Raw genomic sequence first — 24448 nt, 5'->3', positions numbered from 1 at the left:
GGCCCCGCTCCACCCGGCGTCAATTCGGTCGCCTCGATTTCGGCCGAGGTGAGATCCTGGATCGCGTATGTCTACGCATCCAGCCCCCGCCCTCGGCACCCTCGCCCCCCGCCTGACCGAGCTGTCGCTGCGCGACGCGCACCGGCTCGGGCGGCGGCTCGAGGGCGCGCGCAAGATCCGTAAGCCGGAGGCCCGCGCCGCCGTTCTCGCCGAGATCGAGGGCGAGATCGACAAGGCAGCGGGCCGAATGGCCGAGCGGCGCGTGCGCGTGCCGGCCGTCAGCTATCCCGAGCAGCTGCCCGTCAGTCAGAAGAAGGACGAGATCGCGGCGGCCATCCGCGATCACCAGGTCGTCATCGTGGCCGGTGAGACCGGCTCCGGCAAGACGACCCAGATCCCCAAGATCTGTCTCGAACTCGGCCGTGGCGTGCGCGGCATGATCGGGCACACCCAGCCCCGCCGGATCGCCGCCCGCACCGTCGCCGAGCGGGTCGCGGAGGAGCTGCGGACACCGCTCGGCGAGGCCGTCGGCTGGAAGGTGCGCTTCACCGACCAGGTGAACCCGGACGCCACCTTCATCAAGCTGATGACCGACGGCATCCTGCTCGCCGAGATCCAGACCGACCGCGAGCTGCGCGCCTACGACACGATCATCATCGACGAGGCCCACGAGCGGTCCCTCAACATCGACTTCCTGCTGGGCTACCTCGCCCAGCTGCTGCCCAAGCGGCCGGACCTCAAGGTCGTCATCACCTCGGCGACCATCGACCCCGAGCGCTTCTCCCGGCACTTCGGCGACGCCCCGATCATCGAGGTCAGCGGCCGGACCTACCCGGTCGAGGTGCGCTACCGCCCGCTGCTGGAAGCGGACTCCGAGGACGCCGACCGGGACCAGATCACCGCGATCTGCGACGCGGTCGAGGAGCTCCAGGCCGAGGGCAAGGGCGACATCCTCGTCTTCCTCTCCGGCGAACGGGAGATCCGCGACACGGCGGACGCGCTGGAGAAGAAGAAGTACCGGTTCACCGAAGTGCTGCCGCTGTACGCCCGGCTGTCGCACGCCGAGCAGCACCGGGTCTTCCAGCCGCACACCGGGCGCCGGATCGTGCTGGCCACGAACGTCGCCGAGACCTCCCTCACCGTCCCGGGCATCAAGTACGTCATCGACCCCGGCTTCGCCCGGATCAGCCGCTACAGCCATCGCACCAAGGTGCAGCGGCTGCCCATCGAGCCGATCTCCCAGGCCAGCGCCAACCAGCGCAAGGGCCGCTGCGGCCGTACCTCCGACGGCATCTGCATCCGGCTGTACAGCGAGGACGACTTCCTCGCCCGGCCGGAGTTCACCGACGCGGAGATCCTCCGTACCAACCTGGCCTCCGTCATCCTCCAGATGACCGCGGCCGGGCTCGGCGACATCGAGAAGTTCCCCTTCATCGACCCGCCGGACCACCGCAACATCCGCGACGGCGTGCAGCTGCTGCAGGAACTCGGCGCGCTCGACCCCGCCGAGAAGGACCCGCGCAAGCGGCTCACCGACACCGGCCGCAAGCTGGCCCAGCTGCCCGTGGACCCGCGCCTGGCCCGGATGGTGCTGGAGGCGGACAAGAACGGCTGTGTCCGCGAGGTCATGGTGATCGCGGCCGCGCTGTCCATCCAGGACCCGCGCGAGCGCCCGGCCGACAAGCAGGCCCAGGCCGATCAGCAGCACGCCCGCTTCAAGGACGAGACCAGCGATTTCCTCGCCTATCTGAACCTGTGGCGCTACATCCGCGAGCAGCAGAAGGAGCGCGGCTCCAGCTCGTTCCGGCGGATGTGCAAGCAGGAGTACCTGAACTTCCTGCGCATCCGGGAGTGGCAGGACATCTACACCCAGCTGCGCACGGTCGCCAAGCAGATGGGCATCCACCTCGACGAGAAGGACGCCCCCGCCGACCGCGTGCACGTCTCCCTGCTCGCCGGCCTCCTCTCGCACGTCGGGATGAAGGACGTGCGCGAGGGCAACAAGAACGAGTACCTGGGCGCCCGCAACGCCAAGTTCGCGATCTTCCCGGGCTCGGCGCTGTTCCGGAAGCAGCCCAAGTTCGTGATGTCGGCCGAGCTGGTCGAGACCAGCCGGCTGTGGGCGCGGGTCAACGCGAAGATCGAGCCCGAGTGGGTCGAGCCGCTCGCCGGGCACCTGCTGAAGCGCACGTACAGCGAACCGCACTGGGAGAAGGACCAGGCGGCCGTGATGGCGTACGAGAAGGTCACGCTGTACGGCGTGCCGATCGTCGCCCAGCGCAAGGTGAACTACGGCCGCATCGACCCCGAGGTCTCCCGCGAACTGTTCATCCGCAACGCGCTGGTGGAGGGCGACTGGCGCACCCACCACAAGTTCTTCGCCGACAACCGCAAGCTCCTCAGCGAGGTCGAGGAGCTGGAGCACCGGGCGCGGCGCCGGGACATCGTGGTGGACGACGAGACGCTGTACGACTTCTACGACCAGCGGGTGCCCGAACACGTCGTCTCCGGCGCCCACTTCGACTCCTGGTGGAAGCGCAAGCGGCAAGAGCAGCCCGACTACCTGGACTTCGAGCGGGAGATGCTGATCCGGGAGTCGGCGGAGGCGGTCACCAAGGCCGACTACCCGGACTCCTGGCGGCAGGGCGCCCTGAAGTTCCGGGTCACCTACCAGTTCGAGCCGGGCGCGGACGCCGACGGCGTGACCGTGCACATCCCGCTCCAGGTCCTCAACCAGGTCACCGACGAGGGCTTCGACTGGCAGATCCCGGGTCTGCGGGAAGAGGTCGTGACGGAGCTGATCCGCTCGCTGCCCAAGCCGGTGCGGCGCAACTACGTGCCGGCGCCGAACTACGCGAAGGCCTTCCTGGAGAAGGCGGTCCCGCTCCAGGAACCGCTGACCGTGACGATGGCCCGTGAGCTCAAGCGGATGGTCGGCGTGCCCTTCGAGGCGGAGGACTTCGACTGGTCCAAGGTCCCCGACCATCTGCGGATCACCTTCCGGATCGTCGACGAGCGGCGCCGCAAGCTGGCCGAGGACAAGGACCTGGAGGCGCTGAAGCTCAGGCTGAAGCCGAAGGCGCGCAAGGCCCTGTCCCAGGCCGCCGCCGCGACCGCGTCCCGCGAGGGCGGCCCCGCGCTGGAGCGCACGGGGCTGACCGACTGGACGATCGGCCGGCTGAGCCGGGTCTTCGAGACCCGGCGGGCCGGCCAGCCGGTCAAGGCGTACCCGGCGCTGGTGGACGACGGCGACACGGTCTCCGTGCGGCTGTTCGACACGGAGGCCGAGCAGGCGGAGGCCATGTGGAAGGGCACCCGGCGGCTGATCCTGCGCAACATCCCGGTGAACCCGGCCAAGTTCGCGTCCGAGAAGCTCAGCAACCAGCAGAAGCTGGGGCTGTCCGCGAACCCGCACGGCTCCGTCCAGGCCCTGTTCGACGACTGCGCGATGGCCGCGGCCGACAAGCTGATCGCGGACTTCGGGGGGCCGGCCTGGGACGAGGAGTCGTACCGGAAGCTGTACGACAGGGTGCGCGCGGAGATCGTGGACACCACGGTGCGCACGGTCGGCCAGGTCCAGCAGGTGCTGGCCGCCTGGGGGGCCTGTGAGCGGCGTCTGAAGGCCGTACGGAGCCCCGCGCTGCTCGCCAACCTCACGGACGTCCGCAAGCAGCTGGACGCCCTGGTGAAGCCGGGCTTCGTCACCTGGGCGGGGATACGGCGGCTGCCCGACCTGATGCGGTACCTGGTGGCCGCGGACCGGCGGCTCCAGCAGATGCCGACGAACGTCCAGCGGGACACCACCCGCATGGAGAAGGTCCACGAGATGCAGGACGAGTACGCCTGGCTGCTGGAGCAGCTCCCGCAGGGGCGGCCGGTGCCGCAGCAGGTCCTGGACATCCGCTGGATGCTGGAGGAGCTGCGGGTCAGCTATTTCGCCCATGCGCTGGGCACGGCGTACCCGATCTCCGACAAGCGGATCGTGAAGGCGATCGACGCCGCCGCACCGTGACCGGCTGATCACGGGAGGTGAGTTCGACCTGGCGGCCTCACCTCCTGTACAGTCCTTCTCGCAGCGCAACGCGGCAAGCGGAGCGCGGCGACATCTGGTCCTGTGGAGCAGTTTGGAGTGCTCGCCACCCTGTCAAGGTGGAGGCCGCGGGTTCAAATCCCGTCAGGACCGCATGGAGAAGGGCCCCCTCGCGAGGGGGCCCTTCGTCGTTCCCGGGGTGCGTCCGGCACCCTTGACGACTCCGCCTTCCCTCGGTACCCAGAGGACAGCACCCGGGTTCTGGAGGTGGGCGATGGGGGCATCGGTCAGGCATGAGACACGGGCACTGCTGAGGGCGCACCTCGCGGCCGCGTCGTCGTACCGCCACCTCACCCGCCACTGTCCCGTCTGCCACCGCCTGCTGCGGCTGGCGATGGACTCGGGGACGCCGCCCCGGGACAAGGACGAGCGGCCTTCCGCGACATGACGCGGGGCGGCCCCAACTCCCGTGCGCGCAGGGGAGAGTGGAGGCGATGCTTCCATTAGCGCACGGATGCCCGAGGCAACAAGTGGCCCGCAATGTGACGGGTGTCACCGTATGAGTTTTGAGATCGGCGGTACTTACACCCGTCCTACAACCGGTCAATTTAATATGTGCAATTGCACCGCTCCCCAAGGGGCTCCCCCGGTACCCGCACAGAGCGCCCACCCCACCCCCGACCAGCGCACAAAACGGATCGCGCTGGACTCGGCGGAGTCCAGCGCGATCGACGACGCACCCTGTGTCGCTTGCCGACAACGTTCTCTTCGGCCTGGGCGTGGGGCCTGTTGGGGCAGGTCCCGCGTCGCTTGGAGCTAGGGTTTCGGGCGGTTCGGCGGGTTGGGGGGCCTGCCGGTTCGCCCTGTTTTCAGTTGTTCCGCCTGCTCGGTCAGGCCTCGCTGCGCTGCTGCGGGATGCCCGCGAGCAGGGCGCGGACCTCGGCCTCGCGGTAACGGCGGTGCCCGCCGAGCGTGCGGATCGACGTGAGCTTGCCGGCCTTCGCCCACCGCGTGACCGTCTTGGGGTCGACGCGGAACATGGTGGCGACCTCAGCCGGGGTCAGCAGCGGCTCGGCATCAGGGGTGCGAGCGGTCATGAGCGGCCTCCTCGGGAGAACCGAACCTTCTCGGTTCTTTCCTCTAAATTCTGCACCTTGACCCGCGTTGCCCGAAATGGCGGACGCGAGTCGAGTCGGTTATAGGACGAACGGCTTGTCCTCGGCACTACAACTACACCATCTGTCCAGCCCGGTCGGCCAAACCGATGGAATTGCCCTCCCAGGTGTTCATCAGCGACGGAAGCCGATGGACCATGCCATAGCGGACAGTCACGCCACTGTGACGATCAGTCACAGGGCGATCAGGAGGCATCAGACCCCCCAAAGAGTGCAATGCTGAGATTCCGCCCATAGTGCACCACACTTGGACGGAAGGAGCCCTCCCCGGACTCCTTGTCCTATTTTGGCACGAGGAGGGGGAAGAGGCGCAAGGGGCCCCGTACGTGCGGTCCATCACCCTTCGGCCATTCTGGACACAAACGCCCGGATCCGGACCGACATCCCGTCAGCTGGGTGAAGTGCGCTTGACCGTACGCCGTCCAACGCCCTCTCAGCTGTGGCGCAGGTCACGTTTTCGGTGTTTCTGTTGAAACGTCAGTTCGCCGAACGCCGGTCCCGCACCGCACGCCACCGCTCCACGAGCCGCGCGTACGCCTCCCCGGCCGCCTCTCCGTCACCCCGGCGCAGCGCGTCGATGCCCGCGGCCACGTCCGCCGCCGAGTGGTCGTCCTCCAGCTCGCCCGTCGGCAGGACGTGCACCAGACCCCCGTAGTCCAGTTCGACCAGGGAACGCGGGTGGAACTCCTCCAGCCAGCGGCCGACGTCCACCAGCCCGTCGATCAGCGGTCCCTCCGGCACGGCCTCCCGCAGCGTGCGCAGCGCCCGCGCCACCCGCCGCCGGGCCTGCACCATGGGGGTGCGGTAGCGCAGCACCGGGGGCACCTCGGCGGTGCCCTTGTCGTACCGCCGCTCCTCGTCCGCGACCAGCACGAACCAGTTCAGCGGCACCTGCCAGGTCGCCGTGCGGATCCAGGGGCGCGCGTCGGGGTTGCGGGCGAGCCAGCGCTCGTAGTCCAGCGCCGCCTGCCGGCGCACCACCGGGGGCAGCACCGCGTCCAGCACCGGCGGGGGCAGCTCCCCACCGAGGTCCTCCAGCGCCTGCCAGCCGCGCAGCCGGGTCCGCCAGGGGCACACGCACACGACCCCGTCGACCTCCAGGACGAAGGCGTCACCGCTCTCCTGCACCGGCACCGCGACCGGTGGCGTGGGCACCAAGTCGGCCAGGGAGCGCCGCAGTTCATCCTGGTAGGAGGGGCGCTCGGGGCGGCGGGCGTAACGCGCCCAGTGGCCGCGCTCCGGCTCCGGGAAGGCGCCCAGCGGCTCGTACACGCGCAGATAGGCGGCATAGGGGACGACCACGGAGGACACCTTCGGCACGCCTGCTCCCTCCCCATCGGACCCGGCTCGAAACACTGCAAATCGTGCCACGGTCAGGCGACCGAGGCGGCCCCGTGCGAGTGATCCTGAACACTGCGCGGACGGTGGTCGGGCCGAGGCTCTACGCTCATGCCACCAGCACCCGCCACCCGTACGGGGGCTGCTCCCCACTCGCCGCTCGTACACAGGAGTCACCACAGTGACCGACGTAACCGGCGCGCCTGTCGATGTCCTGCACACCCTGTTCCACTCGGAGCAGGGGGGCCATGAACAGGTCGTGCTCTGCCAGGACCGCGCCACCGGCCTCAAGGCCGTGATCGCCCTCCACTCCACCGCCCTGGGCCCGGCCCTCGGTGGCACCCGCTTCTACCCGTACGCCACCGAGGCCGAGGCCGTCGCCGACGCCCTCAACCTCGCGCGCGGGATGTCGTACAAGAACGCCATGGCCGGCCTGGACCACGGCGGCGGCAAGGCCGTGATCATCGGCGACCCCGAGCGGGACAAGACCGAGGAGCTGCTGCTCGCCTACGGCCGCATGGTGGCCTCCCTCGGCGGCCGCTACGTCACCGCCTGTGACGTCGGCACCTACGTGGCCGACATGGACGTCATCGCCCGCGAGTGCCGCTGGACCACCGGCCGCTCGCCCGAGAACGGCGGCGCCGGCGACTCCTCGGTGCTCACCTCGTTCGGCGTCTACCAGAGCATGCGCGCCTGCGCCCAGCACCTGTGGGGCGACCCGGTGCTGCGCGGCCGCAAGGTCGGTGTCGCCGGTGTCGGCAAGGTCGGCCACCACCTGGTGCGCCACCTCCTCGACGAGGGCGCCGAGGTCGTGATCACCGACGTCCGCCCGGACGCCGTGCAGCGGATCCTCGACCAGCACGAGGGCGTGACGGCGGTCGCCGACACCGACGCGCTGATCCGCGTCGAGGGCCTGGACATCTACGCGCCGTGCGCGCTCGGTGGCGCCCTGAACGACGAGACCGTGCCGGTGCTCACCGCCAAGGTGGTGTGCGGTGCCGCCAACAACCAGCTCGCCCACCCGGGTGTGGAGAAGGACCTCGCCGACCGCGGGATCCTCTACGCGCCGGACTACGTGGTGAACGCGGGCGGGGTCATCCAGGTGGCCGACGAGCTGCACGGATTCGACTTCGAGCGGTGCAAGGCGAAGGCGTCGAGGATCTTCGACACCACGCTGGCCATATTCGCACGTGCGAAGGAAGACGGGATTCCGCCGGCCGCGGCGGCCGACCGGATCGCCGAGCAGCGCATGGCCGAGGCACGCGCCGCGCACACCGGACACTGATTCGTTCGCACAAATGAGCGGTACCCGTCGGCGGCAACTTAGAGAGAACTCTCACTTCCACCGGCGGGTCGTTCCCCGATAAGTGGTTAAAATCGCCACTGACCAGCGAGGACGGGGCGCCTCGAAGGTCCTGTGCACACGCGCGTGCTGCGGGCGACGTACCGTATGGGCGCGGGCTCAGGTACCGTGGAAGCCCTACGGACCGGCCTCTCCGAGGAGAGTCCGTTCCAGATCATGAACGCGTGTCAGACTCTGGGGCCGTCGAGCCCCGTCACCGAGGGGGTCGAGCCATGGGGCGCGGCCGGGCCAAGGCCAAGCAGACAAAGGTCGCCCGCCAGCTGAAGTACAACAGCGGTGGGACTGACCTTTCACGTCTGGCCAGTGAACTGGGCGCATCAACTTCGAGCCAGCCGCCGAACGGCGAGCCGTTCGAGGACGATGACAACGACGAGGACGACCTTTACTCCCGTTACGCCGACCTCTACGAGGACGACGAGGACGAGGACGAGGGTCCCTCACAACACCGTCGCGGCGCTTGACCTTGCACTGAGCACCAGTCCGGTCGGTGGCACAGCCACCGACCGGCTTCTGTGCTATCCGCAAGGGGGTCCCGCGGGCACCACCCCGTAGGGTCAGCCCGCGTAGTCCCCCACCAGCTCGGCGCCGCTCTCCTTGTCGCCGCGCTCGGTGATCTCGCCGGCCACCCAGGCGTCGACACCCCGGTCGGCCAGGGTCGCGAGGGCCACCTCGGTGGACTCCGCCGGCACGATCGCCATCATGCCGACGCCCATGTTGAGCGTCTTCTCCAGCTCCAGGCGGGCCACGTCCCCGGTCCGGCCGACCAGGTCGAAGATCGCACCCGGGGTCCAGGTCGCGCGGTCGACCACGGCGTGCAGCCCGTCCGGGATGACCCGGGCCAGGTTGGCCGCGAGCCCGCCGCCGGTGATGTGGCTGAAGGCGTGCACCTCGGCGGTGCGCGTCAGGGCCAGGCAGTCCAGCGAGTAGATCTTGGTGGGCTCCAGCAGCTCCTCGCCGAGGGTGCGGCCCAGCTCGGCCACCTCCGACTCCAGGGCCAGGCCCGCCGTGTTCAGCAGGACGTGGCGGACCAGGGAGTACCCGTTCGAGTGAAGACCGGAGGACGCCATCGCGATCACGGCGTCACCCTCGCGGATGCGGTCCGCGCCGAGCAGCCGGTCGGCCTCCACAACGCCCGTACCGGCGCCCGCGACGTCGAAGTCGTCCTCGCCGAGCAGACCCGGGTGTTCGGCCGTCTCACCGCCGACCAGGGCGCAGCCGGCCAGCACACAGCCCTCCGCGATGCCCTTGACGATGGCGGCGACGCGCTCGGGGTGGACCTTGCCGACGCAGATGTAGTCGGTCATGAACAGCGGCTCGGCGCCGCACACCACGATGTCGTCCATCACCATGGCGACCAGGTCGTGGCCGATGGTGTCGTAGACGCCCATGCGGCGGGCGATGTCCACCTTGGTACCCACGCCGTCCGTGGCGGAGGCCAGCAGGGGCCGCTCGTAGCGCTTGAGGGCGGAGGCGTCGAAGAGTCCGGCGAAGCCGCCGAGGCCGCCCAGCACCTCGGGGCGCCGGGTCTTCTTCACCCACTCCTTCATCAGCTCGACGGCGCGGTCGCCCGCCTCGATGTCGACGCCCGCCGCTGCGTAGCTGGCACCAGTTGTCTCAGACATGACTGTGAGAGCTTTCGTGTCGTACTGCGGGGTGTTACGGGCGGCGGATCGCGTCGGCCGCGGCCGTCTCGGCCGGACCGGCCGCCAGCTCGGTCTCCAGCAGCTGCTTGCCGAGCAGCTCCGGGTCCGGCAGTTCCATCGGGTACTCGCCGTCGAAGCAGGCGCGGCACAGGTTCGGCTTCGCGATGGTGGTCGCGTCGATCATGCCGTCGATGGAGATGTAGGCGAGCGAGTCGGCGCCGAGGCTGGTGCCGATCTCGTCGATCGTCATGCCGTTGGCGATCAGCTCCGCGCGGGTCGCGAAGTCGATGCCGAAGAAGCAGGGCCACTTCACCGGCGGCGAGGAGATCCGGATGTGCACCTCGGCCGCGCCCGCCTCGCGGAGCATGCGAACCAGGGCGCGCTGGGTGTTGCCGCGCACGATCGAGTCGTCCACGACGACCAGGCGCTTGCCCTTGATGACTTCCTTGAGCGGGTTCAGCTTCAGCCGGATGCCCAGCTGGCGGATGGTCTGCGAGGGCTGGATGAAGGTGCGGCCCACGTAGGCGTTCTTCACCAGACCGGCGCCGAAGGGGATGCCGGACGCCTCCGCGTAGCCGATGGCGGCCGGGGTGCCCGACTCCGGGGTCGCTATCACCAGATCGGCCTCGACCGGGGCCTCCTTGGCGAGCCGACGGCCCATCTCCACGCGGGAGAGGTACACGTTCCGGCCGGCGATGTCGGTGTCCGGGCGGGCCAGGTACACGTACTCGAAGACACAGCCCTTGGGCTTTGCTTCCGCGAATCGCGAGCTGCGCAGGCCGTTCTCGTCGATGGCGACGAACTCGCCCGGCTCGATCTCCCGGACGAAGCTGGCGCCCACGATGTCGAGGGCGGCGGTCTCGGAGGCGACCACCCAGCCGCGCTCCAGACGGCCGAGGACCAGCGGGCGGATGCCCTGGGGGTCGCGGCCGGCGTAGAGGGTGTGCTCGTCCATGAAGACGAGCGAGAAGGCGCCCCGGACCTTCGGGAGGACCTGCTGGGCGGCCTCCTCGATGGTCAGCGGCTTGCCGTCCTCGTCGACCTGGGCGGCCAGCAGGGCCGTCAGCAGGTCGGTGTCGTTGGTGGCCGCGACCCGGGTGGAGCGGCTGTTGTTGTCGTTCGGCAGTTCGGCGACCATCTCGGCGAGCTGCGCCGTGTTGACCAGGTTGCCGTTGTGGCCGAGCGCGATCGAGCCGTGCGCAGTGGCGCGGAACGTCGGCTGGGCGTTCTCCCACACGGAGGCGCCGGTGGTCGAGTAGCGGGCGTGACCGACCGCGATATGACCCTGGAGCGAACCGAGAGAGGTCTCGTCGAAGACCTGGGAGACCAGGCCCATGTCCTTGAAGACGAGGATCTGGGAGCCATTGCTGACCGCGATTCCCGCGGATTCCTGACCCCGGTGCTGGAGGGCGTAGAGCCCGAAGTACGTGAGCTTTGCGACCTCTTCACCCGGAGCCCAGACACCGAAGACGCCACACGCGTCCTGGGGGCCTTTCTCACCGGGGAGCAGGTCGTGATTGAGTCGACCGTCACCACGTGGCACAGCACCGAGTGTAGGCGAGATCGACCACTGGTCCGAATTGGGGATACGCGGTCGTAACGGACGGGTGGTTTACCGATCAGGTTGTTGCTTTCCACGTTTACGCAGGTCAGCTGGGTGCTGTCGGCGACCGGCGGGGCGTCGGACGGGCGGCCGTGCCCGGAGCCCGGGCGGTTTGGCCGTATGCGTGAGTGAGGTGTCGCACATCATTCGGGTGTGCTGCGGGTGAGGTTCACGCGGTCACCGTGACTCGTGGTGAGGGTGAGCTTGCCGTCCTCACTCGTCCCGGTGAGCGTCCGGCCGCCCAGCAGCCCGGCCAGGGTCCGCTCGAAGGCCATCCGGGCGCTGTCACAGGCCATTTTGGTGGTGCGCAGCGCACCGAAGCCGATGCGGTCGCCGTGCAGGGTGACGGGGGCGCTGAAGGAGTTGCAGCCGAGGTTGCCGGCGGCGGTTCCGGCCGTCCCGTCGGGGGCGTCGACGCGGAGGCGGGCGGCGGCCGGGGCGGGTCGGGTCGTCCCGTCGCTGGTGACGCTCACGATCCGCCACTCAACGCCGGTCAGGGGTTCGTCGACACTCACGGCTCCACTGTGCGCCGAGGTGGCCCCGCAGGCCACCAGCAGGGGGAAGAGCACGGAGACCGCAGACGCTTTGTACCGTTTCATACCGCTGGGACGGCGGACCGTCCGGGACGGTTCCCTCAGCTCATGACCGGCAGCAGCGCCCCGATGTCGGCGCGCTCCCCGCTGGCGCTGACCTTGGCCTCGTCCAGCGCCTCCCGCCAGGCCAGACGGCCGGTGGCGAGCCGTACCCAGGTCAACGGATCGGTCTCCACCACGTTGGGCGGGGTGCCCCGGGTGTGCCGGGGCCCCTCGACGCACTGCACCACGGCGTACGGCGGCACCCGCACCTCGGTGGAACCACCGGGCGCCTTCACCGCGAGGGCGTCCGCGAGCAGCCGGGTGGTGGCGGCCAGCGCCTGCCGGTCGAACGGCACGTCGAGACCCGGCACGGCCGCGTTCAGGTCGTCCGTGTGGACGACGAGTTCCACGGCACGGGTGACCAGGTAGTCGTCCAGGGACAGGGCGCCCACGTTGGTCCGCAGCAACCGGGTGCCGGGCTGCTCGGCGAGGAGGTCGCGCAGCGAGGCGTCGACGTCCGCGAGATGGGCGTCGAGGTCGGGGTGCTGGGCGGTGAGGTCCCGGGTGAAGGCGTCGATGGCCGCGGAGTTGGCAGCGGTGGCGAAGGGCCAGTCGAGCAGCACGGCGTCCGCCGTGGCCGGCGCGGGCTGCGCCACCGCGCGGTGCACGGCAGTCACCGCCATCCCGATGTGCACCACCAACTCCCGCACGGTCCAGCCGCCGAGCCGCGTGGGCCGCGCCAACTGCTCGCCCTCCAGGCGCCGTACGGCATCCCGCACGGCCCCGAACTGACCGAGCACGGCGGCACGGGTGCGGGCGGGGTCGTAACTGCGGGAGCGTTTCCTGGCAGGAGGCATGGGGCGAGCCTAAGCGGTGTGAAGGCCCCCGCCCGCTCACCCGTGTGAGTGACCAGCGGCGGAACTCGCGCCGCGCCGACCTTGATCGGCCGACACTGGCCTCCGCCTGGAAGGGGGTGCAACACGACGGTTATGGCCGAGCGCACGTCTCAGATGTCAGTGCAGGAGTTCGAAACGATCGCCTCCACTGCTCCCGAGACCGTCACGTTGGAGTTCATCAACGGACGGATCGGAGTCAAGAAGGCGGCAGACGGAGATCACGACACCATCGTGGCCTGGCTGGCACGGCGGTGTATGCAGGCCCGGCCCGACCTGGACCTGTACCAAGGCCGCGGACTCCGGGTGGAGGCCTATCGGGAGGGACGGGCAAAGCCGGATGCCGTGGTCGTACCCGAAGCCCACTTCGCGGGACACGGTGAGTGGGCCGACCCGGCCGGGGTGCTCATGGTCGTCGAGGTCACCTCGTACGACGCGGACACCGACCGGCGGGACCGGCACGAGAAGCCGGCCGCGTACGGCCAGTCGGGGATCCCGCTGTACCTCCTGATCGACCGGGACTCCTGCATCGTCACCGTGCACAGCAACCCCGACCGGCAGATCGGTGGCTACCGCGACGTCCACACCGCGAAGTTCGGTGAGAAGGTGCTCGTCCCCGGTCCGATGGGCATCGAGCTGGACACGGAGATCCTCAAAAACTACGTCCGCTGACCGGCCGTCGCGGTGAGAGACCCCCGCCCGGAACGGGTCGTCCGGGCGGGGGTTTCCGTCACGCCAGCAGCGACGGGATCGTGTTCTCGTGGGCCGCGCGCAGGTCGGACAGGGGGAGGGTGAACTCGCCCTGGACCTCGACCGTGTCGCCGTCGACCACGCCGATGCGGGTGACCGGCAGACCGCGGGCCGAACACATGTCGTTGAAGCGGACCTCCTCCGAGCGCGGGACGGCCACGAGGGCGCGGCCGGCCGACTCGGAGAGGAGGAAGGTGAAGGCGTCCAGACCGTCGGGGACGATCAGGCGGGCGCCCTTGTCACCGAGCAGCGCGGACTCCACGACCGCCTGGATCAGACCGCCGTCGGACAGGTCGTGCGCCGAGTCGATCATGCCGTCGCGGGAGGCGGAGATCAGGATCTCGGCCAGCAGCCGCTCGCGCTCCAGGTCCACCGCCGGGGGCATTCCGCCGAGGTGGTCGTGGATCACCTGGGACCAGGCCGAGCCGCCGAACTCCTCGCGAGTGTCGCCGAGGAGGTAGAGCAGCTGGCCCTCCTCCTGGAAGGCGACCGGGGTGCGGCGGGCCACGTCGTCGATCACGCCGAGGACCGCGACGACCGGCGTCGGGTGGATCGCCGCCTCGCCCGTCTGGTTGTACAGCGAGACGTTGCCGCCCGTGACCGGCGTGCCCAGCTGCCGGCAGCCGTCCGCGAGACCGCGCACCGCCTCCGCGAACTGCCACATCACCGCCGGGTCCTCCGGCGAGCCGAAGTTCAGGCAGTCCGAGACCGCGAGCGGCTTCGCGCCCGTCGTCGCCACGTTGCGGTACGCCTCCGCCAGCGCCAGCTGCGCGCCCGTGTACGGGTCCAGCTTGGCGTAGCGGCCGTTGCCGTCCGTGGCGATGGCGACGCCGAGGCCGGTCTCCTCGTCCACGCGGATCATGCCCGAGTCCTCGGGCTGGGCCAGCACCGTGTTGCCCTGCACGAAGTGGTCGTACTGCTGCGTGATCCACTTCTTGGAGGCCTGGTTCGGGGACGCGACCAGCTTCAGGATCTGGTCCTTCAGCTCCTGCGAGGTCGCCGGACGCGGCAGCTTGTTCGCGTCGTCGGCCTGGAGGGCGTCCTGCCAGTCGGGGCGGGCGTACGGGCGCTCGTAGACCGGGCCGTCGTGCGCCACCGTGCGCGGGTCGACGTCCACGATCTTCTCGCCGTGCCAGAAGATCTCCAGCCGGTCGCCGTCGGTCACCTCGCCGATGACGGTGGCGATGACGTCCCACTTGGCGCAGATCTCCAGGAACCGCTCGACCTTGTCGGGCTCCACGACCGCGCACATGCGCTCCTGCGACTCGCTCATGAGGATTTCCTCAGGAGACAGGGTCGAGTCGCGCAGCGGGACGTCGTCCAGGGTCACGCGCATGCCGCCGGAGCCGTTGGACGCCAACTCGCTGGTGGCGCAGGACAGTCCGGCCGCGCCCAGGTCCTGGATGCCGACGACCAGCTTCTCCCGGAACGCCTCCAGGGTGCACTCGATGAGGAGCTTCTCCTGGAAGGGGTCGCCGACCTGCACCGCGGGGCGCTTGGAGGGCTTGGCGTCGTCGAAGGTCTCGGACGCGAGGATCGACGCGCCGCCGATGCCGTCGCCGCCGGTCCGGGCCCCGTACAGGATGACCTGGTTGCCGGCGCCGGAGGCCTTGGCGAGGTGGATGTCCTCGTGCCGCATCACACCGATGGCGCCGGCGTTGACCAGCGGGTTGCCCTGGTAGCAGGCGTCGAAGACGACCTCGCCGCCGATGTTGGGCAGGCCCAGGCAGTTGCCGTAGCCGCCGATGCCGGCGACCACGCCGGGCAGGACGCGCTTGGTGTCGGGGTGGTCGGCGGCGCCGAAGCGCAGCGGGTCGACCACCGCGACCGGGCGGGCGCCCATCGCGATGATGTCGCGGACGATGCCGCCCACGCCCGTGGCCGCGCCCTGGTAGGGCTCGACGTAGGAGGGGTGGTTGTGCGACTCCACCTTGAAGGTGACCGCGTAGCCCTGGCCGACGTCCACCACACCGGCGTTCTCGCCGATGCCGACGAGCAGCGCGTCGGACTCGGGCGCCTTCTCGCCGAACTGGCGCAGGTGGACCTTGGAGGACTTGTACGAGCAGTGCTCGGACCACATGACCGAGTACATGGCGAGTTCCGCGCCGGTCGGGCGGCGGCCGAGGATCTCCACCACCCGCTCGTACTCGTCCTTCTTCAGGCCGAGTTCGGCCCAGGGCAGCTCGACGTCGGGGGTCGCGGCCGCGTGCTCGACCGTGTCCAGAGGCGTCCGGCTCATGCGTTGACCAGCTTCTTGAGGATCGAGGTGAAGAAGGGGAGGCCGTCGGTACGGCCCGTACCGATCAGCGGCTCGACGGCGTGCTCGGGGTGCGGCATCAGGCCGACGACGTTGCCGGCCTCGTTGGTGACGCCGGCGATGTCGCCCAGCGAGCCGTTGGGGTTGAAGTCCAGGTAGCGGAAGACGACACGGCCCTCCGCCTCCAGCTTGTCGAGCGTGTACGAGTCGGCGACGTACCGGCCGTCCATGTTCTTCAGCGGGATGTGGATCTCCTGGCCCCGGCGGTAGTCGCCGGTCCAGGCCGTCTCCGCGTTCTCCACCCGCAGCTTCTGGTCGCGGCAGATGAAGTGGAGGTGGTCGTTGCCGAGCATCGCGCCCGGCAGGAGGTGGGCCTCGGTGAGGACCTGGAAGCCGTTGCAGATGCCGAGGACCGGAAGGCCGGCCTTCGCCTGCTCGATGACCGTGTCCATGACCGGCGAGAAACGGGAGATGGCGCCGGCGCGCAGATAGTCGCCGTAGGAGAAACCGCCGGGCAGCACCACGGCGTCGACCTGCTTGAGGTCCTTGTCCTTGTGCCACAGGGCGACCGGTTCGGCGCCCGCGAGACGGATCGCGCGCTGGGTGTCCCGGTCGTCCAGGCTCCCCGGGAAAGTGACGACGCCAATACGAGCGGTCACTTCGCCGCCTCCGCGACTTCCGCGCCCTCTTCGACCTTGACGGTGAAGTCCTCGATCACGGTGTTGGCGAGGAAGGATTCCGCGAGATCATGGATGCGGGCGAGCGCGGCCTCGTCGACCGGCCCGTCAACTTCCAGTTCGAATCGCTTTCCCTGACGTACGTCCGAGATCCCTTCGAATCCCAGGCGCGGCAGCGCACGCTGGACCGCCTGGCCCTGGGGGTCGAGGATCTCCGGCTTGAGCATGACGTCGACTACGACGCGTGCCACTGGCACTCCCGGTGTGTGGTGCTGAGCAGGTTCCTTCAGACTACCCGCACAAAATTTCTACGCGAGTAGAGTTGGAGGAAACTACGTGAGGCGCATCACGATCGGGTGTCGGAGCCCGACCGCCGTGAAAATTTCTGGGAAAGTTCGACGGGCCGCCCGCGACCCCTATTGCACTCGGACACGCGGACGGTTTTAGTCGGGCTTCACATTGCATTGCCGGGCACTGTACAAATGAATTGGCAATAGCCGATACTCGGTACGTCGACGCCGCTTGAGCTGTATCGACGTGCCGCACGAAGGGACCGATATTCGTGGCGCAAAAGGTCGTGGTCACTCTCTTTGACGACATCGACGGCTCGGAAGCGGCGGAAACGATCGCCTTCGGACTCGATGGCAAGTCGTACGAGATCGACCTGAACGAAACCAACGCCAAGAAACTGCGCAAGGCGCTCGCGCCCTACGTCGAGGCCGGCCGCAAGAGGTCGCGCTCCGGCAAGGCGTACAAGCAGACCGAGGTGGCGCCCGACCCGGCGGCCGTCCGCGCCTGGGCCCAGGCCAACAAGATGGACGTCCCCGCGCGCGGGCGCATCCCCAAGAAGGTCTACGAGGCGTTCAGCGCCGCACAGTGAGGCGGGACAGGGCCCGCGAAGGGGCGGCTCTCAGGGTCCGTCAGCGGGCCCTGGGGGCCGTGCGGTTGGGCCGCCCCGAGGCACCGGCCGGGCCGGCGGGGAGCCGGGAAGGGGCCCGCGGGGGAACCGACTTGCGCAACCCCCCTGCTGATCAGCTAATGTCTGAGTCACGCCGAGGGGCGAGGCCGAAAGGCCGAAACCCCGAGGATCGTGCGGGTGTAGTTCAGTAGTAGAACATCCCCCTTCCAGGGGGAAGGCGCAGTGTGCGATTCCTGTCACCCGCTCTGGCACCGGTCGTCATGACCACTCCTGTGGATCAGGTAGGCTGGTGCTCGCACCGATCGGTGGGAGCCGGTCGGGAGCAGTGCGGACGTAGCTCAGTTGGTAGAGCGCAACCTTGCCAAGGTTGAGGTCGCGAGTTCGAGCCTCGTCGTCCGCTCCACGGAAAAAACCCTGGTCTTCGCGACCGGGGTTTTTTCGTTTCCCCGCCATACGCGCAGTCGGCTTCTCCCACGCGCGGGAGATCCCCCGCTGCCGAGACCGGTGAATGCCGGTGCGATCCGCGACCGCCCGGCGCGGAGAGTCGTGACGGTCGCCACATTTCCACGGGCCGAGCTGCCCGGCCATCGGCCGCCGTTCGTCACCGGGCAGGGGCGGCCCGGGCATCCGAAGCGGGCGCTCACGCGAGGGTGCGCCGGTTCGCGCCGAAGACCGTCGATGCGCGGCGGCTCCGGGAGACCATCCGTACCCTGCACGCCGGAAACCGTTGGGTGAACCCCGAGTTGGCGACCGACGCGAACCCCGCCGGGGACTCGCCGCCCCCCGCGCGGAAGGCGGAGGCGCTGGAACCGGCCGCCGGCGGGGCGCCGGTCACGGAGATCGCCGAGCGGGCCGTACTGTCTCCGGGGACAGTACGGAACCACCTCTCCTCGGCCCCACCGGGATCGGTGCGGAGAACCGGCATGCGGCAGTGCGTCTCGCGCGCCGGAAAGGTTGGGTATAGTAGCTGTCGCGCCACGGCGCAGTGCGGACGTAGCTCAGTTGGTAGAGCGCAACCTTGCCAAGGTTGAGGTCGCGAGTTCGAGCCTCGTCGTCCGCTCCACGGAAAAGACCCCGGTCCACTGGACCGGGGTCTTCTTCGTTCCCTAGGACCAGCGAGTGCCGGTCAGCCGCTCGTAGGCCTCCACGTACTTGGCGCGGGTGGCGTCCACGACCTGCCGCGGCAGCGGCGGCGGGGGCTGCTCGCTCCTGCGGTCCCAGCCGGACTCGGCGGAGGTCAGCCAGTCCCGCACGAACTGCTTGTCGTACGACGGCTGCGCATGGCCCGGCTCCCACTCGTCGGCCGGCCAGAAACGGGAGGAGTCCGGGGTGAGCACCTCGTCCGCGAGGACCAGCTCGTCACCGTCGAAGCCGAACTCGAACTTGGTGTCGGCCAGGACGATCCCCCGGTCGCGGGCGATGTCCCGGGCCCGCGAGTACACGGCGAGGGTGGCCTGGCGCAGCTGGGCCGCGGTCTCGGCGCCCACCTGGCGGGCGACCTCCTCGTAGGAGACGTTCTCGTCGTGCTCGCCGACCTCGGCCTTGGTGGCCGGAGTGAAGATCGGGGCGGGCAGCTCGGAGCCGTCGACGAGACCTTCGGGGAGGGCGAGGCCGCAGACGGTCCGGGACTCGTTGTACTCGACCAGGCCCGAGCCGGTGAGATAGCCGCGGGCCACGCACTCGACCGGGACCATCTTCAGCGACTTGCACACAAGGGTGCGGCCCGCCCAGTCGGCCGGAGCACCCGCGGGCGGCTCGGTGGAGATCACATGGTTGGGAGCCAGATCGCGCAACTGGTCGAACCACCACAGGGAGAGCTGCGTGAGGACGCGGCCCTTGTCCGGGATCTCGGAGGGGAGCACCCAGTCATAGGCGGAGATGCGGTCGCTGGCGACTATCACGAGGTCGCCCGCCTCGTTCTGGTACAGGTCCCGCACCTTTCCGGTGTGCAGGTGCACCAGGCCCGGAACCTCGATCGGCTCGGGCTTTTCTACGAATCCGGACACGGTTCCTCCCCGTGGTTCTGTCCAAGTGCCTCGATTCTCCCTTATGGGAGGTGAACCGCGGGCGGGGGGTCGGTCCGGGAGTACCCGGCACGGGGCGCGTCAGTCGCGTTTGCAGATGCGGTCCAGCAGATTGGCCGTGGCGCGCTGGATACGGGGGTCCACATGGCCGGGGCGGTCCAGGGCCGGGGACCACGCGAAAGTTCCGGAGGCGAACACCCAGGCGCCCGAGGGGGCGCGGTACAGGGAGGTCTCCTGGTGGCGCAGCGTGCCTGCGGCGTCGGTGTAGGGGGAGTGGGCGAGCAGGATGCGCTCGTCGTGCTCGGGCAGCGGGGTGCGCGGGAAGTACCGGTCGGCCTCACCCGCGACCAGACCCGGGATCTCGTCGCCCTCGTGCGCGCCGGTCGCCTCCCACAGCCAGTGCCCGGCGTTGCGCACGATCAGCGGGCGGGGTTCGGGCACCCGGCCCGCGTACTGGATGCCGATCAGCTCCTGTTCCGGCCGGTCGACCTCCCGCCACAGCACCGGTCTGCCGGGCCCCTTGCGCTTGCGGCAGGTCAGCAGCCGGTCCGGCACCCCGGACGGCGACGGCCCCAACTCGACCTGCCAGTACATGGAGTTGGCGGAGAGGAAGACCAGTGAGGTGCCGTGGTCGCGGGCCCGCTCGGCCGCGCGGCGCATGGGGACCGACCAGTACTCGTCGTGGCCCGGGAAGATCAGGCCCCGGTAGCGGGTGGGGTCGACCCGGCCGGCGTGCAGATCGCGGGCGTCGGCGTAGGCGAGGTCGTAGCCGTAGCGCTCGGCCCAGCGGATGACGTCGTAGGCGTGCCCGACGTGCAGCGGCAGGCCCGCGCCCGCGTACGGCCGGTCGAAGGAGACCGTGGTCGCCGCGTCGGCCTCGCCGAGCAGCCGGCCCCGCTCGTCCCAGGCGTGGTAGAGGCTGGCGCCGGTGTGCCCGTCCTCCGGGTAGAGGTTGTACGCCTGCCAGGTGACGTCGGGCAGCAGCAGGAGCAGATCGGCCGGGCGGTCGTCGCGGACCGTGAACGGCACGTGGGAGCGGTAGCCGTCGGAGGTCGTCAGCACGGCCACATAGGCGCCGACGCTCCAGTGCGAGGGCACCTGGAGACGCCAGGACAGCCACCAGTGGTGGCAGGACACCGTACGGTCGGCGGCCAGCGGCTGCGGCTGCACGATGCCGGACAACCGGGGGCTGGTGGTGATCTGGGCGGCGCCGTCGCCCGCGTAGTGGCCGATCCGGTAGATGTCGACGGAGAACTCCTGCGGCGGATCGACCGTGATGTGGAAGTCGATCGCCTCGCCGGGCGCGACCGCGCCGGTGGCGGTGAAGCCCTTGATCTGCCGGTGCACGTCGTCGGCCGAGCGGGGGCCGCCCGGTGAGGTGCGCGGCGCGGGGACGCGGCCGGCCGCCGTGGTGTGCTGCTGGGGCACGGCCTCGACGTACCAGGGCACCACATGGCCGGTGTCATCGAAATACGTCTCGCTGCCGCGCAGCCAGGGCACCGGGCCCAGGCCGAAGGGGTCCGTCACGGCGTGCGCGAGCGCTCCGGACTCCCAGCGGCGGATGTGGTCCGAGGCCATGGTCGCTCCCCTCCCCCGAGCCCACCGTGTCCTGTTCGGGCGGGGCTCGCGGTGCTCGGCCGTGCTGTCGTATGTCGCATGCCTTTGCCAGGTGCGTGATGGTCCCCAGCACATCACATGGAGCACGGGGACGGTCACCATTCGTTGCGAATTAACCTAAGTGGCCAATTGACCCAAGTGACAACCGGAATCGGTCAGACCAGGCGTATGGGCTTCTCGGGGCGTATGCCCGCGGCGGCCAGCCAGTCGCGCAGCGGGCCCGGGTCGCCCCGCTCGATCAGGCTCAGCACCCGGGGCGTGAGATCGGCCGCCCGCTCGCCGTGCAGCAGCAGGGCGGGGCCGTCCAGCCAGTCCAGGGCCGGGACCGCGCCGGCGGTGTCCACGGCCGCGCAGCACACCATCGCCGTGACGTGGTCGGCGAGCAGTTCGCGGGCGGTGCGCGGAGGTTGCAGGGGGACCAGCGGCAGCGCGCCGCCGTCCCACAGGGTGCTCGGCGGGCCCTGGCCCGCGGCGGTGGCGCCCCGCGGCACGGCCGTCTCCTCGCGGGCCACCTCGGCGCTCAGGCCGGCGGCGAGGACGGCGCTGCGTTCGGTGCCGGGGTCCTCGTCAGGATCCTCCCCCGGGCCCTCGTCCGGGCCGTCGGGCGCGTGGTCGTACGGGACGAGGGCGGAGCCGGGGGCGGCCGGGGCCGGTGCGGCGCCGGTGGCCGCGTCGGCGGCGTGCCCCTGGGTGGCGGGGGGCTCGGTGAGGTGGTCCAGGACGCGGGAGAGGGTGGGGGCGGGCCGGGCGGGGCGGGTGCCGAGGGAGTCCAGGACGCGGTGCAGACGGGCCGCGTCGGCCCGCCAGGTGCGGTCCACGACCTCCTCCGGATACGACTGCCAGTCCACCGGCGCCCAGTCGGGGCCGCACTCGGCGGGGCCGCCGTGGAAGAGGCGCGCGGCGAGCAGCGAGGCGGCCTCGTCCATCGTGCCGGGCTCCTCCAGGAGGTCGCAGGCGGGCCGCTCGCCGAGACGGGAGGCGAAGCCCTCGGCGAGCCGGTCGCGCCGGGACAGCTCGGTGAGGGCGGCCACCACGCCCGCGTCCAGCCGGGAGGGCCAGCGGCCCATCCGCCAGGCGGGCAGCGCCACCCGGGTCAGCAGCCGGTCCCAGCCGGCGTAGGCGAGGCCGACCTGCTCCTGGGCGACGATCCGCACGCCGTAGTCCACCGTCTGCGCCCGCTCGGCCGCCGCCGCGGCGACCCCGCGCTCCAGCTGCGCCGCGTGTTCCCGGCAGGCGCCCAGCAGCAGCCGGGCCACCCGGCCGAGGACCGCGCACGCCGCTCGGGCCAGCGGCCCCCGGCCGGGGGTGGCGGCCACCGCCGCCGTGGCGTCCAGACCGCGTACGAAACGGCGGGCGGCGGCTATGTCGGGGTGCGCCGAGGGGCCCGTACCTGCGACGACCGGGGCGAGGACCGCGCGCAGCTCGCCGACCCGCATCCACCACAGGAACGGGGAGCCGATGACGAGGACCGGGGGGACCGGGACCCGGCGCGGGGAGCGGCGCCCCTCACCCGGTATGTCGGCCGCACCGGGCCCGGGGCGGGGCGGCGGGCCGTGGGCCGCGTGGGCCCGGTCCTCCAGCCAGCTGTCGCAGTCCGGGGTGAGGGCTATGGCGGAGGGCGCCGGCACCTCCAGCCGCTCGGCGAGATCGCGCACCATCCGGTACAGGTCGGGTGCGGACTCCTCGGGGACCGGCACCGTGGGGCTCGTGGCGGGACGGGCCCGGGAGACGACCAGGGCGATCCCGGCGGTGGCCAGCAGGACGAGGACCGCGAGCACGCCCACGGCCCAGCGGGCGGCGTCCCACCCAGGGCCGACCAGGTGGCCGGTGACCGCACCGGCCAGCAGGATCACCTCGGCGCCCGCGGGCAGCACGGCCACGCCCAGGGCCCGGCCCCGGACCCGCAACACCGCGAGGGCCCGGGAGCGCGCGGCCTGCGCGCCCGCTTCCACACCGATTCCGGTCACGTGCCGACCTCACCCCCTCCCCTGCCGATGCCGTGCTGTCCTGGCGCTGCTCACTCCCCCACTGTGGCATCCGTCACTGACAACGCAATGCCGGTGGGCCAAGTGCCGGAACGCTTGCGCGGCACCCTAGTTGCGGCCCCGGCTCACGTCAGCCGTATGGGCGATTGCTCACTCGATGGAATGGCTTTGGTCAGAGCTGGGTGACAGACAGCAAAGATCAGGCCCCGGATTCGATCCGGGGCCCGAGGGGTTCTCACAGGGGTTCTTCCAGGGTTTCCGGGGGTTCGCCCGGCGGCAGGGGACGGCCGGTCAGACCGCCTGAGCCGCCGCCTTGGCCGCGATGTCCGTGCGGTGCTGCGAGCCGTCGAGCCGGATCCGGTCCACCGCCCGGTACGCCCGCTCGCGCGCCTCGGTCAGGTCCTTGCCGGTCGCGGTGACGGACAGCACGCGTCCGCCCGCGCTGACCACCGCGTCGCCGTCCCGCCGGGTGCCCGCGTGCAGCACGTAGGCGTGCGGGGCGTCCTCGGCGGCCACCTCGTCCAGACCGGTGATCGGGTCGCCGGTGCGCGGGGTGCCGGGGTAGTTGTGCGAGGCGACGACGACGGTGACGGCCGCGTCCTCGCTCCAGCGCAGCGGCGGCAGGTCGGCGAGGTTGCCGGTGGCGGCGGCCATCAGCAGCCCGGCCAGCGGGGTCTTCAGGCGGGCCAGCACGACCTGGGTCTCCGGGTCGCCGAAGCGGGCGTTGAACTCGATGACCCGCACTCCCCGGCCGGTGATCGCCAGACCGGCGTAGAGCAGACCGGAGAACGGCGTGCCGCGCCGCCGCAGTTCGTCCACCGTCGGCTGGAGCACCGTGCGCTGCACCTCGTCGACCAGCTTCGGGTCGGCCCAGGGCAGCGGCGAATAGGCGCCCATGCCACCGGTGTTGGGGCCCTCGTCGCCGTCCAGGGCGCGCTTGAAGTCCTGCGCGGGCTGGAGCGGTACGACGGTCTCGCCGTCGGTGACCGCGAACAGGGACACCTCGGGGCCGTCGAGGAACTCCTCGATCACCACGCGCTCACAGGCGGCCGCGTGCGCCTTGGCGGCGTCCGGGTCGTCGGTGACCACCACGCCCTTGCCAGCCGCGAGCCCGTCGTCCTTGACGACATAGGGAGCACCGAAGGCGTCGAGGGCCTCGGCGACCTCCTCCGCGGTGGTGCAGACGTACGACCGGGCGGTCGGCACTCCGGCCGAGGCCATCACGTCCTTGGCGAAGGCCTTGGAGCCCTCGAGCCGGGCGGCCTCGCCGGACGGGCCGAACACCGGGATGCCCGCCGCGCGCACGGCGTCGGCGACCCCGGCGACCAGCGGGGCCTCCGGGCCGACGACGACCAGCTCGGCGCCGAGCCGCTGCGCCAGCGCGGTCACCGCGGCACCGTCGAGCGCGTCGACCTGGTGCAGCTCGGCGACCTCGGCGATGCCGGCGTTGCCGGGGGCGCAGTGCAGCGCGGTGACGTCGGGATCGAGGGACAGGGAGCGGCACAGGGCGTGTTCGCGGGCGCCGCTGCCGATGACGAGGACCTTCACGGGGGTCAGCCTAATGGCAAGGTCGCCGAAGGCCGGGGGCCGGGGAAGTCG

19 protein-coding genes, 4 tRNA genes and 1 pseudogene are annotated in these 24448 nt (G+C 70.6%); 11 read left to right on the top strand and 13 right to left on the bottom strand.

Features of this window, described 5'->3' with window-relative positions:
- Window positions 1–67: 67 nt before the first annotated feature.
- The 3 genes from hrpA to ACSP97_RS18840 all read left to right on the top strand — a co-directional run bounded on the left by hrpA (window position 68) and on the right by ACSP97_RS18840 (window position 4478).
- Window positions 68–4012 (top strand): ATP-dependent RNA helicase HrpA, encoded by a 3945-nt coding sequence (gene hrpA, locus ACSP97_RS18850; RefSeq protein WP_358269957.1) that lies wholly within the window; start codon window positions 68–70, stop codon window positions 4010–4012.
- A 96-nt stretch (window positions 4013–4108) separates the two neighbouring features.
- A tRNA-Asp gene (locus tag ACSP97_RS18845) sits at window positions 4109–4183 on the top strand.
- Window positions 4184–4304: 121 nt separating this feature from the next.
- Window positions 4305–4478: a DUF6274 family protein gene (locus ACSP97_RS18840; RefSeq protein ID WP_355146767.1), complete on the top strand. Its 174-nt coding sequence runs from the start codon at window positions 4305–4307 to the stop codon at window positions 4476–4478.
- A gap of 442 nt (window positions 4479–4920) precedes the next feature.
- On the opposite strand, the gene bldC is transcribed toward ACSP97_RS18840, so the two are convergent.
- Together bldC and ACSP97_RS18830 are read right to left on the bottom strand one after the other, a co-directional pair.
- On the bottom strand, window positions 4921–5127 hold the full coding sequence (bldC, locus tag ACSP97_RS18835) for a developmental transcriptional regulator BldC (protein ID WP_003949541.1): 207 nt from the start codon (window positions 5125–5127) through the stop codon (window positions 4921–4923).
- 555 nt (window positions 5128–5682) lie between these two features.
- Complete coding sequence (locus tag ACSP97_RS18830) at window positions 5683–6525, bottom strand: hypothetical protein (protein ID WP_355146765.1); 843 nt, start codon at window positions 6523–6525, stop codon at window positions 5683–5685.
- Window positions 6526–6724: 199 nt separating this feature from the next.
- On the opposite strand from ACSP97_RS18830, the gene ACSP97_RS18825 reads away from it, so the two are divergent.
- Both ACSP97_RS18825 and ACSP97_RS18820 read left to right on the top strand, forming a co-directional pair.
- The gene (locus tag ACSP97_RS18825) at window positions 6725–7828 is read left to right on the top strand and encodes a Leu/Phe/Val dehydrogenase (protein ID WP_358269958.1); all 1104 of its coding nucleotides are present in this window, start codon (window positions 6725–6727) and stop codon (window positions 7826–7828) included.
- 290 nt (window positions 7829–8118) lie between these two features.
- Complete coding sequence (locus ACSP97_RS18820; RefSeq protein ID WP_355146761.1) at window positions 8119–8367, top strand: DUF3073 domain-containing protein; 249 nt, start codon at window positions 8119–8121, stop codon at window positions 8365–8367.
- Window positions 8368–8460: 93 nt separating this feature from the next.
- Here ACSP97_RS18820 and purM read toward each other — a convergent pair whose 3' ends face one another.
- From purM to ACSP97_RS18800, 4 genes are all read right to left on the bottom strand, one after another.
- Window positions 8461–9528 (bottom strand): phosphoribosylformylglycinamidine cyclo-ligase, encoded by a 1068-nt coding sequence (gene purM / locus ACSP97_RS18815; RefSeq protein ID WP_358296005.1) that lies wholly within the window; start codon window positions 9526–9528, stop codon window positions 8461–8463.
- Window positions 9529–9562: 34 nt separating this feature from the next.
- Window positions 9563–11092, bottom strand: coding sequence for an amidophosphoribosyltransferase (gene purF, locus ACSP97_RS18810; protein ID WP_355146757.1), 1530 nt, complete (start codon window positions 11090–11092; stop codon window positions 9563–9565).
- Between the two features lie 203 nt (window positions 11093–11295).
- Complete coding sequence (locus ACSP97_RS18805; protein ID WP_355525658.1) at window positions 11296–11667, bottom strand: META domain-containing protein; 372 nt, start codon at window positions 11665–11667, stop codon at window positions 11296–11298.
- A 119-nt stretch (window positions 11668–11786) separates the two neighbouring features.
- Window positions 11787–12584, bottom strand: coding sequence for a sterol carrier family protein (locus ACSP97_RS18800; protein ID WP_440553443.1), 798 nt, complete (start codon window positions 12582–12584; stop codon window positions 11787–11789).
- Between the two features lie 153 nt (window positions 12585–12737).
- On the opposite strand from ACSP97_RS18800, the gene ACSP97_RS18795 reads away from it, so the two are divergent.
- A complete protein-coding gene (locus ACSP97_RS18795) occupies window positions 12738–13292 on the top strand; it encodes a Uma2 family endonuclease (RefSeq protein ID WP_440553441.1) in 555 nt (184 codons plus the stop codon).
- A gap of 58 nt (window positions 13293–13350) precedes the next feature.
- Here the strand turns inward: ACSP97_RS18795 and purL are convergent, their stop codons facing one another.
- Genes purL through purS form a run of 3 tightly spaced genes read right to left on the bottom strand, consistent with a single transcriptional unit; the run spans window position 13351 to window position 16555 of the window.
- The gene (gene purL / locus ACSP97_RS18790) at window positions 13351–15609 is read right to left on the bottom strand and encodes a phosphoribosylformylglycinamidine synthase subunit PurL (protein ID WP_355146749.1); all 2259 of its coding nucleotides are present in this window, start codon (window positions 15607–15609) and stop codon (window positions 13351–13353) included.
- Window positions 15606–16286, bottom strand: coding sequence for a phosphoribosylformylglycinamidine synthase subunit PurQ (gene purQ / locus ACSP97_RS18785; protein ID WP_440553439.1), 681 nt, complete (start codon window positions 16284–16286; stop codon window positions 15606–15608). The genes purL and purQ overlap by 4 nt, the downstream gene beginning before the upstream one ends.
- Entirely contained in the window at window positions 16283–16555 is a 273-nt protein-coding gene (gene purS / locus ACSP97_RS18780; RefSeq protein WP_137307596.1) for a phosphoribosylformylglycinamidine synthase subunit PurS, read from the bottom strand. Before purS ends, purQ begins: the two co-directional genes overlap by 4 nt.
- A 311-nt stretch (window positions 16556–16866) precedes the next feature.
- Here purS and ACSP97_RS18775 point away from each other — a divergent pair, with 311 nt between their 5' ends.
- From ACSP97_RS18775 to ACSP97_RS18755, 5 genes and pseudogenes are all read left to right on the top strand, one after another.
- Window positions 16867–17184, top strand: coding sequence for a histone-like nucleoid-structuring protein Lsr2 (locus ACSP97_RS18775; RefSeq protein WP_031164632.1), 318 nt, complete (start codon window positions 16867–16869; stop codon window positions 17182–17184).
- A gap of 212 nt (window positions 17185–17396) precedes the next feature.
- Window positions 17397–17468, top strand: a tRNA-Gly gene (locus tag ACSP97_RS18770).
- Between the two features lie 82 nt (window positions 17469–17550).
- A tRNA-Gly gene (locus ACSP97_RS18765) sits at window positions 17551–17626 on the top strand.
- 143 nt (window positions 17627–17769) lie between these two features.
- A pseudogene (locus tag ACSP97_RS18760) lies at window positions 17770–18187 on the top strand (LuxR C-terminal-related transcriptional regulator); the annotation flags it as partial.
- Between the two features lie 23 nt (window positions 18188–18210).
- Window positions 18211–18286: transfer RNA gene (locus tag ACSP97_RS18755), tRNA-Gly, on the top strand.
- A 43-nt stretch (window positions 18287–18329) separates the two neighbouring features.
- Here ACSP97_RS18755 and ACSP97_RS18750 read toward each other — a convergent pair.
- The 4 genes from ACSP97_RS18750 to purD all read right to left on the bottom strand — a co-directional run bounded on the left by ACSP97_RS18750 (window position 18330) and on the right by purD (window position 24397).
- Window positions 18330–19229, bottom strand: coding sequence for a phosphoribosylaminoimidazolesuccinocarboxamide synthase (locus tag ACSP97_RS18750; RefSeq protein WP_440553436.1), 900 nt, complete (start codon window positions 19227–19229; stop codon window positions 18330–18332).
- Between the two features lie 99 nt (window positions 19230–19328).
- Complete coding sequence (locus ACSP97_RS18745; RefSeq protein ID WP_355146744.1) at window positions 19329–20825, bottom strand: N,N-dimethylformamidase beta subunit family domain-containing protein; 1497 nt, start codon at window positions 20823–20825, stop codon at window positions 19329–19331.
- 194 nt (window positions 20826–21019) lie between these two features.
- A complete protein-coding gene (locus tag ACSP97_RS18740) occupies window positions 21020–22831 on the bottom strand; it encodes a hypothetical protein (protein ID WP_440553434.1) in 1812 nt (603 codons plus the stop codon).
- Between the two features lie 309 nt (window positions 22832–23140).
- A complete protein-coding gene (gene purD / locus ACSP97_RS18735) occupies window positions 23141–24397 on the bottom strand; it encodes a phosphoribosylamine--glycine ligase (RefSeq protein WP_355525673.1) in 1257 nt (418 codons plus the stop codon).
- Window positions 24398–24448: the final 51 nt, after the last annotated feature.

This window comes from Streptomyces sp. SCPE 10, assembly GCF_051980735.1.
GTDB lineage: Bacteria > Actinomycetota > Actinomycetes > Streptomycetales > Streptomycetaceae > Streptomyces > Streptomyces misionensis.
Note: the sequence above shows the minus strand (reverse complement) of the source record. Positions and strands in the feature narration are given on the sequence as shown.

Excerpts from the sequence above, each read along its gene's own strand:
- purM (WP_358296005.1), bottom strand. The coding sequence starts at position 9,528 with ATGTCTGAGACAACTGGTGCCAGCTACGCAGCGGCGGGCGTCGACATC.
- ACSP97_RS18800 (WP_440553443.1), bottom strand. The coding sequence starts at position 12,584 with ATGCCTCCTGCCAGGAAACGCTCCCGCAGTTACGACCCCGCCCGCACC.
- ACSP97_RS18745 (WP_355146744.1), bottom strand. The coding sequence starts at position 20,825 with ATGGCCTCGGACCACATCCGCCGCTGGGAGTCCGGAGCGCTCGCGCAC.
- ACSP97_RS18840 (WP_355146767.1), top strand. The coding sequence starts at position 4,305 with ATGGGGGCATCGGTCAGGCATGAGACACGGGCACTGCTGAGGGCGCAC.
- ACSP97_RS18820 (WP_355146761.1), top strand. The coding sequence starts at position 8,119 with ATGGGGCGCGGCCGGGCCAAGGCCAAGCAGACAAAGGTCGCCCGCCAG.
- hrpA (WP_358269957.1), top strand. The coding sequence starts at position 68 with ATGTCTACGCATCCAGCCCCCGCCCTCGGCACCCTCGCCCCCCGCCTG.
- purL (WP_355146749.1), bottom strand. The coding sequence starts at position 15,609 with ATGAGCCGGACGCCTCTGGACACGGTCGAGCACGCGGCCGCGACCCCC.
- bldC (WP_003949541.1), bottom strand. The coding sequence starts at position 5,127 with ATGACCGCTCGCACCCCTGATGCCGAGCCGCTGCTGACCCCGGCTGAG.
- ACSP97_RS18795 (WP_440553441.1), top strand. The coding sequence starts at position 12,738 with ATGTCAGTGCAGGAGTTCGAAACGATCGCCTCCACTGCTCCCGAGACC.